This is a genomic window from Staphylococcus sp. NWU MK-U1, assembly GCF_033283505.1.
GTDB classification, from domain to species: Bacteria; Bacillota; Bacilli; order Staphylococcales; family Staphylococcaceae; genus Staphylococcus; species Staphylococcus haemolyticus.
In genome coordinates this window covers 173,247-190,079 of the sequence record NZ_JAVSMG010000002.1, presented here as the reverse complement: position 1 = coordinate 190,079, position 16,833 = coordinate 173,247, and the positions used below count along the sequence as shown (strand labels likewise).

Sequence of the window (16,833 nt, the reverse complement as noted above, 5' to 3'; positions counted from 1 at the left end):
GATCAACCTTTCTAAATGTATAATAGCGTGTTCTGGTATAAATAATTTGTCATCATAAAACCAATAAACATGAATGGTACAAATGGAATATAAGTTTGCTGTTTCATTATTAATAAAATTGAAGAAACTATAATAGCGATTAATAGCGTATAAAGGAGAAATATCAAATAAAAGTGATAAGGGAAAAAACAAGATAAGATACTTAAAAGTAATATATCACCATATCCTATTTGTCTTGGAAAAAGAAAATAGTATAGATGAAATATTAAAGTGAAGAATATAAAAGTTGAAAAATAAATTATCGTGATTTTTGCACATACAATAGTATATAGAATTATCATGACTATATTAATTGTTAACGTTTGATGGTCATATAATGCCATTGTAAGAAGAAATAAATAAGTAGTAATAAACAGAGAGAAGTGTACATTAGTATCAAAATTAATTATTAAAGGGATAATTAAGAAGGCTAAGCATTCCCCAAAAATATAATGACGTTTTAACTTTCGACTACAACAATGAGATTTTCCTTTTAAAATAAAAAAGCTAAATATAGGTATTAATTCGAACCAACCTAATTTACGACCGCAATGATCACACTTGGAACGCCTAACCAGATAATTCAAATTCAAACTGTTCGTATTGGTAAGATGGTATAAAAAACTAAACAAAACACTACAAACATAAGATATTAATAACACTAGCATCACCTAAACTAATTATAACTATTTCACCTTGAAAGTAAATGAGTTATGTTATTTATTTTATAAATATATAATAGTATTTAAGAAAAATGTTATTCTCATTATCAATAACTAAAATTTAGTGATAATCAAATATCCCCGAGTCATTTAGGTACAACGTTAGCCTAAATGACTCGGGGATATACTATTTCAAATTTAAAATTCAGTTTTACTTTTTACTTCACTTATAAAATATAAACTACCTGTAATTAATAACCCATTGCCTTCATAATTTTTTATAAAAGAAACATAATCATCAATAAATTCAATATGCTCTAAATTTACTTGTTCTGACAACTCATCTTTGGTCAATGCTTTAGGGAAATCGAATTCAGTGAAATATAGGTGATTTGAGATCTCTTCAAGTTTATTAAGCATGCCATGCACTGGTTTACCTTTTATTGCCGAGAAAAGAACGTCCATTTTTTCGTTATCATAATAATTCTTAATCGTATCAATTAAAGCTTCAATACTTTCGTTATTGTGGGCTCCATCTATAATGATTAATGGATTCTCTTTTACTTGTTCAATACGACCAGTCCAACTAACACTCTCAATAGCATCAATCATCTTATTAAAATCTAACGTAATAATTTCTTGTTCATATAGCTCAATCAATGCAGTGATTGCAAGCGCTGCATTTTCTTTTTGATGTTCACCAAGCATGTTTAAAATAATTGTTTCCAGCTCATAGTCCTTATAACGATAAGTAAATTCATCGTCTTGTGAAACAACCACAATCTCACGGTCTAATTCGATTGGTTTAGCCTCACTACTTTCAGCTAGGTCTCTAATATATTTTAATGCTACCTCATTTTTAACAGCATAAATCACAGGTATATTAGGTTTAATAATGGCACCTTTGTCTTTTGCAATATCTAAATAAGTGTTACCTAAAATATCAGTATGATCTAATCCAATACTTGTAAGTACTGAGAGAATTGGGTTAAACACATTAGTGGAGTCATTTTTTATACCTAACCCCGCTTCAACTACAACAAAATCAACGGGGTGAATTTGTCCAAAGTATACAAACATCATTGTTGTAATAATTTCAAACTCAGTAGCACCACCTAGTTCTGTTTCCTGCTCTAAAGCTTCACTAATTGGTTTAACTATTTCGACTAATTCAACAATCTCGTCATTTGTAATTGGAAGTCCATTTAGGCTAATTCTTTCATTAAAAGTTTCAATAAATGGAGAAGTAAACGTTCCTACCTCATAACCATTTTCCACTAAAGCGGCTCTAATGTAAGCTACAGTTGAGCCTTTACCATTTGTACCACCAACATGTATGCCTCTAATATTTAATTGAGGGTTATTCAAACGATCTAGCATCCACTCCATACGTTTTACACCAGGTTTGATACCAAATTTAGTTCTCTCATGTATCCAATACAAACTCTCTAGGTAATTCATTGGCGATTCTCCTATGCTTTTAATTGTTCAATTCTGTTTTTCACACCATCATATTTTTCTTGATAACGTAGTTGTTTTTCTTTTTCTTCGTTGATAACTTTTTCAGGCGCTTTATTAACAAAATTTTCATTAGATAATTTTTTATCAACACGATCAAGTTCTTTTTGTAATTTATCTAATTCTTTTTCTAAGCGTGCAATTTCTTTATCCATATCAATTAGACCTTCTAAAGGTAATATAACTTTACCAGCGATGACTACTGCAGTCATTGCTTTTTCAGGAATATCAATATGTGTATCAATCGTTAATTCACTAGGATTACAGAATTTATGAATATAATCTTCATTTTCAATTAGTGTTGCTTTAATATTTTCATCTTTGGCTTGAATGTAAATAGGTATAGCTTTAGAAAGTGGCGTATTTACTTCAACACGAGATTGTCTTACAGATTTGATAATTTCAACTAATTGTTGCATCGTTTGCTTACTTTCTTCAAATACAAGCTCTTCCCTAACCTTTGGCCATGATGCTTTCACAATCGTTTCACCTTCATGTGGAAGACTTTGCCATATCTTCTCAGTAACAAAAGGCATAAACGGATGTAACATTCTCATAATTTGATCTAGTGTATAACTTAAAACAGAACGTGTTGTTTGTTTTTGTGCTTCATCTTCACCATTCATTGGTATTTTACTCATTTCAATATACCAATCACAGAACTCGTCCCAAATGAAATTATATAGCGCACGGCCAACTTCTCCAAACTCATACTTTTCACTTAAATTAGTAACTGTTTCAATCGTCTCATTTAAACGAGTTAAGATCCATTTATCCGCTAATGAAAGGTTTCCAGTTAGATCGATATCCTCAAATTTAAATTCATCACCTATATTCATTAAGCTAAAACGCGCACCGTTCCATATTTTATTAATGAAATTCCAAACAGACTCTACTTTCTCAGTAGAATAACGTAAGTCATGACCAGGTGATGATCCTGTTGCCAAGAAATATCTTAAGCTATCTGCTCCATATTCTTCAATTACATCCATAGGATCTACACCATTACCTAAAGATTTACTCATTTTTCGACCGTCTTCAGCTCGAACTAAACCATGAAGTAAAACATCATTGAATGGTCTTCTGTCAGTGAATTCAAGACCTTGGAATATCATTCTTGCAACCCAGAAGAAAATAATGTCATATCCAGTTACAAGTGCATTAGTTGGATAGTAACGTTTATAATCATCTGCATCGATATTCGGCCAACCTAAAGTTGAAAATGGCCACAATGCACTAGAAAACCAAGTATCTAGAACATCTTCATCTTGTACCCAATTATCAATATCTTTAGGTGCTTCTTCACCAACATAAATTTCACCAGTTTCTTTATGGTACCAAGCAGGTATTTGATGACCCCACCATAATTGTCTTGAAATTGTCCAGTCTCTAATTTCTTCCATCCAACGATTGAAAGTGTTCTCAAAACGTGGTGGATAAAAATCGATACGATCATCAGTTTTTTGATTATCAAGTGAACGTTGCGCTAATGGTTTCATTTTTACAAACCATTGCGTTGATAAGTAAGGTTCAACAACAGCACCTGAGCGTTCAGAATGACCAACTGAATGAACATGCTCTTCAATCTTAATGACTAGATCTTGCGCTTTTAAATCTTCAACCAATTGTTTACGACATTCGAATCGATCTAATCCAGCATATTTATCAGCTTTATCGTTCATTTTACCATTTTCATCCATGACAATAATGTTCTCTAAACTATGTCGTTGACCAATCTCAAAATCATTTGGATCGTGTGCAGGCGTTACTTTCATAGCACCACTACCAAAATCAATATCAACATACTCATCAGCTAATATCGGTAACTCTCGACCAACAATTGGTAATATAACTTTCTTACCAATTACATCTTTATAGCGATCATCATTAGGATTAAAAACTATGGCAGTGTCTCCTAACATTGTCTCAGGTCTTGTTGTCGCAATTTCAATATAGCCATCACCATCAGCGTAAGGATACTTAAAATGATAGAAATGACCTTGCACATCCTCATGAATTACTTCAATATCTGATAAAGCCGTTCTAGCTTCAGGATCCCAGTTAATAATACGTTCACCACGATAAATAATGCCTTTATTGTATAAGTCAACGAAGACTTTTCTTACTGCTTTACTTAACCCATCATCTAAAGTAAAACGCTCTCTGCTATAATCTAGACCCAAACCTAATTTAGCCCATTGTTGGCGTATAAATGACGCATATTCTTCTTTCCATGACCAAGCGTGTTCTAGGAACTTCTCACGTCCGATATCATGACGAGAAATGCCTTGTTCTTTTAATTTAGCATCTACTTTTGCTTGAGTAGCAATACCTGCATGGTCCATACCAGGTAGATAAAGTGTGTCATACCCTTGCATACGTTTCATACGCGTAATAATATCTTGTAAAGTTGTATCCCACGCATGTCCAAGGTGTAATTTCCCTGTCACATTGGGTGGTGGAATTACAATTGTATATGTCTCTTTTGATTTGTCTTCTGAGGGTTTGAAATAATCATTCTTTACCCATTCTTCATAACGCCCAGCCTCAACTTCGCGTGGATTATACTTAGGCTCCATATTCATCGATTAAAACCTCCTAATAATTAAAAAAACATCCTCCTAAATAATATAGGACGGATGTTCCGTGGTACCACCTAAATTCAAGTAAAAATTAATATACTTGCACTTAATTTGATTAACGCTCAAACACGCTTTTATCTACTAATAAATGGTTCAATAAAAGTTCAAGTGGGCTACCTTCAGATTGAATGTTATACATATTTACACCGACCATATGCTCTCTGTGCTATCATTCAAACTTACTCTTCCCAATAATATATTTCATTACTTAATTATAGTATAATGGAAATCGTGATAAGTCAATCTCTTGGAGGTATATTTATGAATGAATGTGCATTTAGCACAAAAGACCCGACTTACTTAGATTATCATGACAATGTTTGGGGTCAACCTATATATGATAGCAAAGCCTTATTTAAATTAATGGCTTTAGAATCTCAACATGCTGGGTTATCTTGGCTAACCATTTTAAAAAAGAAACAATCTTATGAACAAGCATTTCACAACTTTGAGCCAAGCAAAATTGCTCAGATGTCTTCGAAAGATATTGATGATTTAATGGAATTTCCTAACATTGTTCATAATCGTAAAAAGTTAGAAGCGATTGTATCACAAGCACAAGGTTATTTTGAAATAGAAAAGGACTTTGGTAGTTTTAGTAATTTCCTTTGGTCCTATGTTAATCATCAACCTATAGATTTGAACTATACGACTGCCTCAGAAAGAATTACTGTTGATGATCGTGCTAAGCAATTATCTAAAGACTTAAAAAAATATGGTTTTAAATTTTTAGGATCAGTAACTGTTTTTTCATTTTTAGAAGCGGCAGGTTTATATGATGCCCATTTGAAAGGATGTCCTTCTAAACCTTCATAAAAATTTATGTACGTTGTGTCATAGAGTGCAATTTAAGAAATAAGTCGAAAAGTAATTGTAAGTAGAAGGTTTTATCAACCCTCTTTAATATTAGAGTTACTAACGCTTAAACTTTACATGACACAACCTATCTTTTTTGATTAAATTTTGATATACCGCCACGTAAGAAAAAGCCAATGATAGGCGCTACTACAAATAAAATAAAAAAGATTCTAAATATGTGGAAACTAGAAATCATAGCCACATCTGCCCCAGTTGCCATAGCAACTAAAACAATTTGACTCATTCCTCCTGGCGCTCCACCCAAAAACAACTCATTAATATTATTATTTGTAAATATGTGCACAATATATACCATGATAAATGAACCAATGATTAGAAAGACATTTTGATAAATGATTGCTACGGCAATTCGACCTTTTAAATCGGAAAGTAAATTGGCAATCTGCAATCCAATTCTAATCATATAAATCACTTGTGCAGAAGCAAGAATATAATTATCTAATGTAAATGTGTGATGTGTAGTTAAATTCCATATTACTAATACGACAATAGGAGCCAATAATTGCTTAGTTGGAAAATTGACTTTAGCCATAAGACTATAAATGATTGCAATACAACACATTAATAGTATTACTTGCGATAAGTTTAGTACTTCCGTTAATGGAGGTGATTTAATAGAAGTTGTTTCATTTCCACTATTACTACTAAAGAAATAAGAAATTAAGGGTACTAATATCACGACGAATATAACGCGAGACGTTTGAGTTAAACTCACTACGAGAATATTTGCCTTTTTATTTTCCTCTGCCATAATTAGCATTTGACTTAAAGCACCTGGAATGACACTTAATATAGCTGTCTCAGTGTTTACTCTTGCAATTTTTTTGAAAAAGAAGGCGATCAATAGAGATAAAACTATTAGTAATAGTGTAATAACAACAATTATCAACCAATCATTTTTAATATCACGCAACACTTCAGACGTAAATGTTGATCCAATTTGCACCCCTAATAGAATCAATCCAATTTGACTAAGCCAAAATGGCCATTTAACTTTTAATTTAAATACTTTAATGACGATTATCGATGCAATAATCGGACCGAACATAAATGGTAAAAGAACGTGCGCAACATGTAATAACAGACTTATAACAATAGCAGTTACTAATAGAATAAAGTTATTGATCCATACATTTTTCATTATGCAGCCACTTCTTTCATTAAAAATGAGGTTAAGACGTCATCGAGTTGAAAGTCCTAACCTCATTCTATTTCATAACATTATACAATACGACTTAAAGCAGTATCAAATGCTTGGATTGTTTTTTCAATGTCTTCTTTACTATGTGCTGTAGATAAGAATGTTCCCTCAAATTGAGAAGGTGGTAGGAATACGCCTTCTTTAGCCATTTCACGATACATTTGACTGAACAATTCTAAATTACTTTTATTTGCTTCGTCAAAGTTAGTTACTGGGCCTTCATTTAAGAAATATCCAATCATAGAACCAGCTCGATTTATAGTAATTGGGACATTATGTTTGCTAAATACTTTTTTAAGTCCTTCTTCTAAGATATCACCTAATTCTTGGAAATACTCATAAGATTCAGGTGTTAATTGACTTAGAGTTTCGTAACCACTCATCATTGCTAATGGATTCCCGGATAATGTTCCAGCTTGATAAATATTTCCAACTGGAGCAACTTTGTCCATAATCTCTTTTTTACCACCAAACGCACCTACTGGTAATCCACCACCAATAACTTTACCTAAACATGTAAGATCTGGTGTAACACCAAAGTAACCTTGCGCACAATTGTACCCTACTCGGAAACCTGTCATGACTTCATCGAATATTAATAGCGCACCATAGTCATTTGTAATCTCACGTAACCCTTGTAGGAAGCCATCCTTAGGAGGTACAACGCCCATATTACCAGCAACTGGTTCTACGATAATTCCAGCGATATCATCTCCATAATTTTCGAAAGCAATTTTAATCGCTTCTAAATCATTATACGGAACTGTAATCGTATTCTTAGCAGTACCTTCTGGGACACCAGGTGAGTCTGGTAATCCTAGTGTTGCAACACCAGAACCCGCTTTAATTAATAAGGAATCACTATGACCGTGATAGCATCCTTCAAATTTTATAATCTTATTTCTTCCAGTATAACCACGAGCCAATCTTAACGCTGCTAACGTTGCCTCAGTTCCTGATGAAACCATACGCACTTTTTCAATTGATGGTACGCGTTCGATTACTAATTCTGCAAGTTTGTTTTCTTCTAAGGTAGATGCTCCGAAGCTTGTTCCTCTATCAACAGCCTCATGTAATTTTTTTATAACTTGTTCGTTTTTATGTCCTAGAATTAAAGGTCCCCAGCTTAATACATAGTCAATATACTCGTTACCATCGATATCATAAATTCTTGATCCTTTTGCATGATCCATAAAAATCGCTGGTGTATCTACAGATTTAAATGCTCTTACAGGACTATTAACGCCACCTGGCATTAAATTTTCAGCGATTTTCATCGCTTCAATCGATTTCTCGTAACCCATATCAAAATCCTCCTAAAATTAATTATTTATTTAAGTAATGACAAATATCTTTCGCAAAGTAAGTAATAATCATATCTGCACCTGCACGTTTCATTGAAACCATTTGTTCCATAACGACACGTTCTTCATCTATCCAACCATTTTGTGCTGCTGCTTTTGTCATTGCATACTCACCACTTACGTTATAAGCAATAACAGGAATATTTGTATTGTTTTTAACGTCTCTTACAATATCTAAATAACTTAGCGCAGGTTTTACTATCATCATATCTGCGCCCTCTTTTAAGTCACTTTCAAGTTCACGAAATGCTTCTAAACGATTCGCTGGGTCCATTTGGTAAGTCTTTCTGTCACCAAAAGAGGGTGCAGAATCAGCTGCATCTCTAAATGGACCAAAGAAACTTGATGCATATTTGATACCATAACTCATAATTGGAATATTGTAATAACCGGCATCATCTAGACCTTGACGAATTTCTGCAACAAAACCGTCCATCATATTACTTGGTGCGATAATGTCTGCTCCCGCTTCAACTTGTGAGATAGCTGTTTTAACAAGTAAAGGTAATGATTTATCATTATCTACATCATGAGTATGATCATCAATAACACCACAATGACCATGATCTGTATATTCACATAAACATGTATCTGCTACAATTAATAAATCTTTATGCAATTCTTTAGCCTTTCTTGTTGCTTCTTGGATAATACCATTATGATCATATGCACCAGAACCTACGTCATCTTTAGAATTTGGTACACCGAAGAACATGATTGCTCTAATACCTAGTTCATATGCCTCATTTATTTCATCATCTAATAAATTCAAGCTAATTTGGTAAACGCCTGGAAGTGATTTAATCTCACTTTTTACATTATCTTTTTCAACTACAAATATTGGATAAATTAAATCTTCTTTTCTAACATGGTTTTCTCTAACTAAATTACGCATTGACTCTGATGAGCGTAATCGTCTATGTCTATCAAATTTCATTATTATACCAACTTTCAATAATTTTATTTATAAGTGATTCCGAAGTTTGTTTATTAGCTATTAATGGCTTGAAACCGTTCTTTCGTAATGTGTTAGCAGTTTGAGCCCCAATAGCAACATACTTATCAAAACCACAAGGAACGTCATGCCTTAAATACGCTTTTACTGCAGAAGAACTTGAAAATGTTACCGCATGAACTTTGTGATGTTCTATCAATTGAATGACTTCTCTAATATTCCTATCATTAGGAATAGGTTTATATAAATCGATTTTAGTCACTATATTGTTTTGTGCTAATGTATGTTGGAGTTTGGGACGCGCTTCAGCACTACTTGGTATGAGAATGCTTTGTTGATCCTTTTTAAACTGATTCAAAAATCCTTCTTGAGAGTAGTCATTGGGTATAAAATCAACATTAATTTTAAGCGCTTCACAAAGTTCGGCAGTTTTCTGTCCAATGACAGCTACATATTTAACATCTAATTGATTTAAATACTTATAAAATATGCGAACCGCATTTTTAGAAGAAAAAATAATCCAGTCATAATCATGATGCAAAACTTGAGTATCAAATTCAAGTGATTGAATTTCTATAAATGGCTTATGCATTATTTCCACTAAATCACTATTAAATTCACTCGATTGCGTCATAACTACAACTGGTTTCATATTTCATTACACCTCAATAATTTGGTTTAATGCGCTTGTTCTTCATTTAGTTTTTTGATTATTTCATAAGCACCCTGTTCTTTTAAAACACGGCCGACTGTTTCACCTAAAGCAACAGGATTTGTACCAACTTCTGTGTGCTCATATCTCTTTGTACCGTCTGGAGTCATAATTAACCCAGTAAATTCAATTTCACCATTCTCCTTATTAGTTGCATACCCTCCAATAGGTACTTGACAACTACCATCCATAGCTGAAAGGAATGTTCTTTCAGCTGTAACACAATTCGCTACTGCTTGATTATGAACTTTACTTAATAATTCCAATAGTTCGACATCATCACTGCGACACTCTATACCTAATGCACCTTGTCCAATAGCTGGTAATAATATGTCTTTGTCCAGATAAGTCGTTACAATATCATCTGACCAACCCATACGTCTAAGTCCTGCAGCAGCTAAAATAATTGCATCATAATCTTCTGTTTCTAATTTTTTTAGTCGAGTGTCAATATTTCCTCTTATCCATTTTATTTCTAAGTTTGGATATTTAGATAAAATTTGAGCACCACGTCTTAATGAACTCGTACCAATAATACTACCATCTGGTAATTCATTTAAAGGTATATGATTTTTAGAAATATAAGCATCAAATGGAACTTCTCTATCAGGTATGCAACCTAGTGTTAAACCTTCAGGAATGATACTTGGTACATCTTTAAGTGAGTGTATTGCCATGTCAATTTCTTTGTCAAAAAGTTCTTGTTGGATTTCTTTAACAAATAGTCCTTTACCGCCCACTTTAGATAATTGTTTATTTACGATGCGGTCACCTTTAGTGACAATCTCCTTAATTTCTATTTCAAGTGTTGGATCCACCGCTTTTAACTTATCTATAAATTGTTGACTCTGAGTTAAGGCAAGCTTACTTCTACGTGAGCCTACAACCAATTTGCGCATATATGTTGCCTCCTAATGACATTTGAAAATTTAAGTGAAATGTGTTGTAAAAAATAGATTAATCATGCATAAGCAAAATAACATAATATTAAAGTAAATTAAATAAATTGTTTTAAACCATCGATTAATTCGACTTAGTAAATAAATAGCGTAAAAAATTGTAATAATAGAAGATAGTACTACTTTAGGGTCAGCAAAAATACTATGTCCAATTGCATAGACACCCCACTGTGCGCCTAAAATAACACTCAAAATTAAAATAATGAAACCACTTAAAGATGAATAAAACACAACCGTTTCAAGTGTGGCTACGCTACCAATTCTAAAGTATTTTTGATCAAAATTCTTCTCCCTTAAATTGCGGTATTGAATAATATAAAGTAGTGAATTTACAAAAGCTAGTGCAAAAAGAGCATAACTTAATACCGCTAAGCCTATATGCACTAATAACAATTCATTTATAACTGCAATGCGTTGCACATTTGTTGAATAATGTTCAGGTTGAAAAGTATTCATCATCAATAATATAAATCCGATAACATTGAGAAAGAATACTGAAAAACTCAATACTTTAACTACATTTAAAACCAGTGCTATACATATAATTATCCATGATAAAAAGAAAAATACATCAAATAATGAACTCAACGGAATTTCATTATGCGAAGTGATATAAACAGACAAAGAGATTGTTTGCAATATCCAAACAATCCCTAATGTATAAATTCCTAATTCTCTAATTTTATGACTCTTTTTAACGAAATCTATAAAATAACAGAGAATACTAATTAAATATATAATTAATATTATTTCATGAAATCTAATAAACAGGGTCTCTTGCATATTATCACCATATTAATATGCTTATTCAAAACTAAAGATGTGACGGATAGAAACTTCTTTTTCTTTTTGTGCTTTACGAGCTTTAATATCCTCGTAAGGGTCTGCAGCATCAATATCAAATATGTTTTGAAATAGCTCTAATTTTTCATTACTTCTCTTATCATTACTCAATTCTTTGGCCTGTTTTATTGGATCTTTCAACATTTGATTAATAATACTTTTAGTATGTTTCGAAATGATTGTACGTTCTCTATCACTAAGATCAGGTAGCTTTCTATCAATACTGTCCATTGTTTCTGACTGGATTGTCATTGCTTTTTCACGCAATGCTCTAATTACAGGTACAACACCTAACATATTTACCCAATCATTATGAGCTTGGACTTCATCAGGAATCTGACTTGCTATAAAGTCAGCAGCCATTTGACGTTCTCGCAAGTTAGCATCAACTAATCCTTTAAGATCATCCACGTCATAGCTGAAAATATTTTCGCTAATATTAACATTTGGTTCGATATCTCTAGGAACCGCAATGTCTATTAACAATAATGAAGAAGCTTTTCTCTTAAGATTGACCGACTCAATCATAGATTTTGTAACAATAAAATCTGGCGAACTTGTTGAACTGATGACAATATCAGCATTAGTCAAAAGAGTTGGTAATGACTCAAGTGTATTATAATTTACGCCGTGCTTCGTTGCTAATTTATTCGCATTAGTTTCAGTTCTATTAACGACAGTAATATCATCAATACCAGAACCTAATAAATTTAAGAGTGATAATTCACTCATTTCCCCTGCACCTATAATAATAGCTTGTTTACCTTTTATTTTACCAAATACCTTTTTAGCTAATTCAACTGCTGCATATGAAACACTCACAGCATTATCTGCTATGTCAGTCTCATTATGAGCTTTTTTAGCGAAAGTAATAGCCTGTTTAAATAAATGATTAAAAATTGTACCAGTTGTTTGAATGTCTTGAGCTAAAAAGAATGCATCTCTCATTTGTCCAAGAATTTGAGTTTCACCTAATACAATTGAATCCAAGCCAGAAGTGACTCGCAGTAAATGTTCAACTGCTTCGTCCCCCACTTTAACTTCTGACATATTTTTTATATCATCTACATCAAATCCAAATGAGCGCGCTAAAAATCTTTGAATATAGTAACGACCTGTGTGAATTTGATCAACAATAGCATATACTTCAATACGATTACATGTAGATAAAATGACGTTCTCTAAAATAGATTTAGTTTCGAACAAATCTTCATGGGCTAATCGCAAGGCATCATCTCTAAAAGCTACTTGCTCTCTAAGTGCTACATCGGCAGTGCGATGATTTATACTTATAGCAATAAAATGCATTTATAACGCCCTCCAAATACTAACAATACAGTTAGTATAACACATAATTTAATGATTTTAAGTTGATTGCTCAAACAAATTAGAAAGATTCTAATTTAAAGTCAAAATTTTGACACTTATCCCATAAAAAAATCTAAACAGAAGTTTGACCTCTGATTAGATTAAAATAATTATAAATAATTAGCAATTAAATCCCATATTTGTTGCTGCTTTGTATTTTGAATTGATGAGTAACTAATAATCGTATCATCTGGATCTAAATCTAATTTCTCTTTAATATTTTTAATATGCTTTTGAATCTTCCCCTTTGCAATCTTGTCCTCTTTAGTACAAATAACAAGTGTAGGTATATCAAAATGTTTTAAGTAATTATACATTAAAATATCATCTTCAGTAGGATTGTGGCGTAAGTCAACTAGTTGAATGACTAGCTTTAAACTCTCTCTCTTAGTCAAATATTCTTCAATCATTTTACCAAATTTCTCACGTTGTGATTTACTCACTTTTGCATAGCCATACCCAGGGACGTCGACAAATATTAATTGATCATCAATATTAAAGAAATTTAATGTTTGTGTTTTACCTGGTTGTTGCGACGTGCGAGCCATATTTTTTCTGCCAATCATACTATTAATGAAAGATGATTTACCAACGTTTGAACGCCCACTTAATGCCACTTCAGATAAACCTGTATCAGGATATTGAGCCTCTTGTACAGCACTTATAATCAAATCAATGTTATTAGGATTAATATTCATAAATTATCCTCTCTTTTGTAATTAAATTTAACTGTTTCATTATAATATATATTTCATTATATCTAAATAAGCAATTTTTTAATTAAAAAAGGAGCAGAACAGAATTCTAATAGAATTCGATGTTCCACTCCAACTTTAATTGTTTATAGGATCTTAAAATTATTTCAACTGTTCGGCTCAATCTTTACAGAGCAAATTCAAACTTAAATAACTTGTATTATGCTGATGTTTTACTATCATTCAATAAGTTACCTTCAGAATCGTATAATTCTGGGTCAACTTCATCGTTAATTGTTTTATCAGTAATAACAACTTTAGTTACGTCTTCTGATGAAGGAACATCATACATAATATCGATTAATGCTTCTTCAATGATAGAACGTAATCCACGTGCTCCTGTTTTACGCTCAATAGCTTTCTCACTTACTGCAGCTAATGCTTCTTCGGTAAATTCTAACTCAACATTATCAAGTTCTAACATTTTAGTATATTGTTTTACTAAAGCGTTCTTAGGTTGCGTTAAAATGTTTTTAAGCGCTTCAACATCTAATGTTTCTAAGTTAGCAACTATTGGCACACGACCAATAAACTCAGGAATTAAACCATATGATTGTAAGTCTTCTGGGCGAATTTGTTCTAACAATGCTTCCTCATCGTATTTATCCGCTTCATTACTTGCAAATCCAATCACTTTTTCTCCTAGGCGACGTTTAATTACTTCATCGATGCCATCAAACGCACCACCTAGAATGAATAAGATATTTGTTGTATCAATTTGTATTAATTCTTGGTTTGGATGTTTACGTCCACCTTGTGGAGGCACACTTGCAGTCGTACCCTCTAAAATTTTAAGTAAGGCTTGTTGAACACCTTCACCAGATACATCACGCGTAATTGATGTGTTTTCAGATTTTCTAGCAATCTTATCAATTTCATCAACATAGATAATACCTTTTTCAGCTTTATCAATGTCGAAGTCAGCTGCTTGAATTAATCGTAATAAAATATTTTCTACATCGTCACCAACGTAACCTGCTTCAGTTAAACTTGTAGCATCTGCAATAGCAAATGGAACGTTTAAAGTTTTAGCTAATGTTTGTGCTAATAATGTTTTACCGCTACCAGTAGGTCCTATTAACGCAATATTACTTTTTTGTAACTCAACTTCATCTTCATTAGGTCCTAATTGTTGGATACGTTTATAGTGATTATATACGGCAACTGCTAAAGATTTTTTAGCTTTTTCTTGACCAATAACATATTCATTTAAATGATCCATAATTTCTTTCGGTGTAGGCAGTTCAGTAAATTCTTCAGAAGTCGTTTGAGCTAACTCTTCTTCTACAATTTCTGAACATAGTTCGATACACTCATTACAGATATATACGCCACTTCCTGCGACTAATTTCTTAACTTGGTCTTGGTCCTTACCACAGAAAGAACATTTTAAATTTTCTTCATCTTCATTGAATTTAAACATTCATTTACACCTCTATTCTTAAACGACTATACTAGATAGCATTCTACAATGCAAATTCATGGTTAACAACTAAAATGCTTAAAACATAGAGTAGCAGGTTACATATATTGATGCACCTGCTACTTTAAATTTTAATTATTAATTTAACAATGAATTATTATTTATCTTCTTTAGTAGATTCAACGTATTTAGCATTGTCTCTAAGTAAGTCAATTACTTTTTGGATACGTACATCATTTTTAATAATGTCAGTATTACCTAAAGTATTTTTAATATCTTCAACTGAGATATTAAATTGTTTACTCATTTTTTCTAATTCTTTATCGATATCTTCATCATTTGCTTCAATATTTTCTTTATCCGCAATAGCTGAAAGTGTTAAGTTTGTTTTAATGCGTTGTTCTGCATCATCTTTCATTTGTTCTCTTAATTGAGATTCATCTTGACCTGAAATTTGGAAGTAAGTTTGTAAATCTAATCCTTGTTGTTGGATTCTTTGACCAAATTCTTGAACCATACGATCTAATTCAGTGTCAATCATTGCTTGAGGAATATCGATTGTAGCATTATCAGTTGCTTTATTAATTGCTTCTTCTTTTTCAACATTTTCAGCTTCCTCAGCTTTTTGTTCTGATAAACGTTTGCGTAAGTTTTCTTTGTACTCATCAACACTGTTAGCATCTGAATCTAATTCATTTGCAATTTCATCATCTAATTCAGGTACTTCTTTATATTTAATTTCATTTACTTTAGTTTTGAAAGTAGCTTCTTTGCCAGCTAATTCTTCAGCGTGATATTCTTCAGGGAAAGTTACAACTACATCTTTTCCTTCACCTGTTTTAACGCCTACTAATTGATCTTCAAATCCAGGAATAAATGAGCCTGAGCCAATTTCAAGATCATAACCATCTGCTTGTCCACCTTCAAATTGCTCGCCATCAACATAGCCATCAAAGTCAATGTTTACTGTATCTCCATTTTCAACAGCACCATCTTCTTTTACTACCATATCAGCTAAGTGTCCTAGGCTGTGGTCAATTGCTTCTTGTAAATCTTCATCAGTTAATTCTGAATCTTGTTTTTCTATTTCTAAACCTTTGTAATCACCTAATTGAACTTCAGGTTCAACAGTTACAGTAGCTTCAAATTCAAAATCTTTACCTTTTTCAATTTGTGTAACATTAATTTCTGGTTGAGCTACTGGATTGATTCCAGTTTCATCAATAGCTTCACCATAAGCTTCAGGTAATAGAATATCTACTGCATCTTGATATAATGCTTCTACACCGAAACGTTGTTCAAAGATAGGACGAGGCACTTTACCTTTACGGAAACCAGGCACGTTAATTTGTTTAACTACTTTTTTAAATGCTTGATCTAATGCTTTGTCTACTTTTTCTGCTGGAACTGTAACTTTTAATAATCCTTCGTTACCTTCCTTTTTTTCCCAAGTTGCTGTCATGTATAAATACCTCCATGATTACATTTTTATTTTTTCAACTTCCCTATTATA

The 16,833-nt window shown here is 32.3% G+C and carries 14 protein-coding genes and 1 other annotated feature; of the genes, 1 reads left to right on the top strand and 13 read right to left on the bottom strand.

Annotated elements, in window-relative coordinates; translation table 11 throughout:
• Positions 1-11 precede the first annotated feature (11 nt).
• The 3 genes from SBL16_RS12180 to SBL16_RS03955 all read right to left on the bottom strand — a co-directional run bounded on the left by SBL16_RS12180 (position 12) and on the right by SBL16_RS03955 (position 4,804).
• Positions 12-707 carry a prepilin peptidase gene (locus tag SBL16_RS12180; RefSeq protein WP_411861519.1) on the bottom strand — a complete coding sequence of 232 codons (696 nt, stop codon included), beginning with the start codon at positions 705-707 and terminating at the stop codon, positions 12-14.
• A gap of 192 nt (positions 708-899) precedes the next feature.
• Entirely contained in the window at positions 900-2,162 is a 1,263-nt protein-coding gene (locus SBL16_RS03960) for a bifunctional folylpolyglutamate synthase/dihydrofolate synthase (RefSeq protein ID WP_107611732.1), read from the bottom strand.
• An 11-nt stretch (positions 2,163-2,173) separates the two neighbouring features.
• On the bottom strand, positions 2,174-4,804 hold the full coding sequence (locus SBL16_RS03955; protein ID WP_317952824.1) for a valine--tRNA ligase: 2,631 nt from the start codon (positions 4,802-4,804) through the stop codon (positions 2,174-2,176).
• A 43-nt stretch (positions 4,805-4,847) separates the two neighbouring features.
• Positions 4,848-5,066 (bottom strand) — a binding site (T-box leader).
• Between the two features lie 56 nt (positions 5,067-5,122).
• Here SBL16_RS03955 and SBL16_RS03950 point away from each other — a divergent pair.
• A complete protein-coding gene (locus SBL16_RS03950) occupies positions 5,123-5,677 on the top strand; it encodes a DNA-3-methyladenine glycosylase I (RefSeq protein WP_107611730.1) in 555 nt (184 codons plus the stop codon).
• 127 nt (positions 5,678-5,804) lie between these two features.
• Here the strand turns inward: SBL16_RS03950 and SBL16_RS03945 are convergent, their stop codons facing one another.
• The 10 genes from SBL16_RS03945 to tig all read right to left on the bottom strand — a co-directional run bounded on the left by SBL16_RS03945 (position 5,805) and on the right by tig (position 16,782).
• Positions 5,805-6,881, bottom strand: a complete 1,077-nt coding sequence (locus SBL16_RS03945; RefSeq protein ID WP_317952822.1) for an AbrB family transcriptional regulator — start codon at positions 6,879-6,881, stop codon at positions 5,805-5,807.
• A gap of 80 nt (positions 6,882-6,961) precedes the next feature.
• Complete coding sequence (gene hemL / locus SBL16_RS03940) at positions 6,962-8,245, bottom strand: glutamate-1-semialdehyde 2,1-aminomutase (RefSeq protein ID WP_107611728.1); 1,284 nt, start codon at positions 8,243-8,245, stop codon at positions 6,962-6,964.
• A gap of 22 nt (positions 8,246-8,267) precedes the next feature.
• Positions 8,268-9,242: a porphobilinogen synthase gene (gene hemB / locus SBL16_RS03935; RefSeq protein ID WP_107611727.1), complete on the bottom strand. Its 975-nt coding sequence runs from the start codon at positions 9,240-9,242 to the stop codon at positions 8,268-8,270.
• The gene (locus SBL16_RS03930; protein WP_107613833.1) at positions 9,232-9,912 is read right to left on the bottom strand and encodes a uroporphyrinogen-III synthase; all 681 of its coding nucleotides are present in this window, start codon (positions 9,910-9,912) and stop codon (positions 9,232-9,234) included. Before SBL16_RS03930 ends, hemB begins: the two co-directional genes overlap by 11 nt.
• A 26-nt stretch (positions 9,913-9,938) precedes the next feature.
• A complete protein-coding gene (hemC, locus tag SBL16_RS03925; RefSeq protein ID WP_107611725.1) occupies positions 9,939-10,871 on the bottom strand; it encodes a hydroxymethylbilane synthase in 933 nt (310 codons plus the stop codon).
• Between the two features lie 30 nt (positions 10,872-10,901).
• The gene (locus tag SBL16_RS03920) at positions 10,902-11,714 is read right to left on the bottom strand and encodes an inner membrane protein YpjD (protein ID WP_016930842.1); all 813 of its coding nucleotides are present in this window, start codon (positions 11,712-11,714) and stop codon (positions 10,902-10,904) included.
• A 21-nt stretch (positions 11,715-11,735) separates the two neighbouring features.
• Positions 11,736-13,082: a glutamyl-tRNA reductase gene (gene hemA, locus SBL16_RS03915; protein WP_317952817.1), complete on the bottom strand. Its 1,347-nt coding sequence runs from the start codon at positions 13,080-13,082 to the stop codon at positions 11,736-11,738.
• Positions 13,083-13,252: 170 nt separating this feature from the next.
• The gene (gene yihA, locus SBL16_RS03910; protein ID WP_037536782.1) at positions 13,253-13,840 is read right to left on the bottom strand and encodes a ribosome biogenesis GTP-binding protein YihA/YsxC; all 588 of its coding nucleotides are present in this window, start codon (positions 13,838-13,840) and stop codon (positions 13,253-13,255) included.
• 217 nt (positions 13,841-14,057) lie between these two features.
• Positions 14,058-15,320 (bottom strand): ATP-dependent Clp protease ATP-binding subunit ClpX, encoded by a 1,263-nt coding sequence (gene clpX / locus SBL16_RS03905; protein WP_033080133.1) that lies wholly within the window; start codon positions 15,318-15,320, stop codon positions 14,058-14,060.
• Positions 15,321-15,477: 157 nt separating this feature from the next.
• On the bottom strand, positions 15,478-16,782 hold the full coding sequence (tig, locus tag SBL16_RS03900) for a trigger factor (protein WP_107613783.1): 1,305 nt from the start codon (positions 16,780-16,782) through the stop codon (positions 15,478-15,480).
• Between the last annotated feature and the right edge of the window lie 51 nt (positions 16,783-16,833).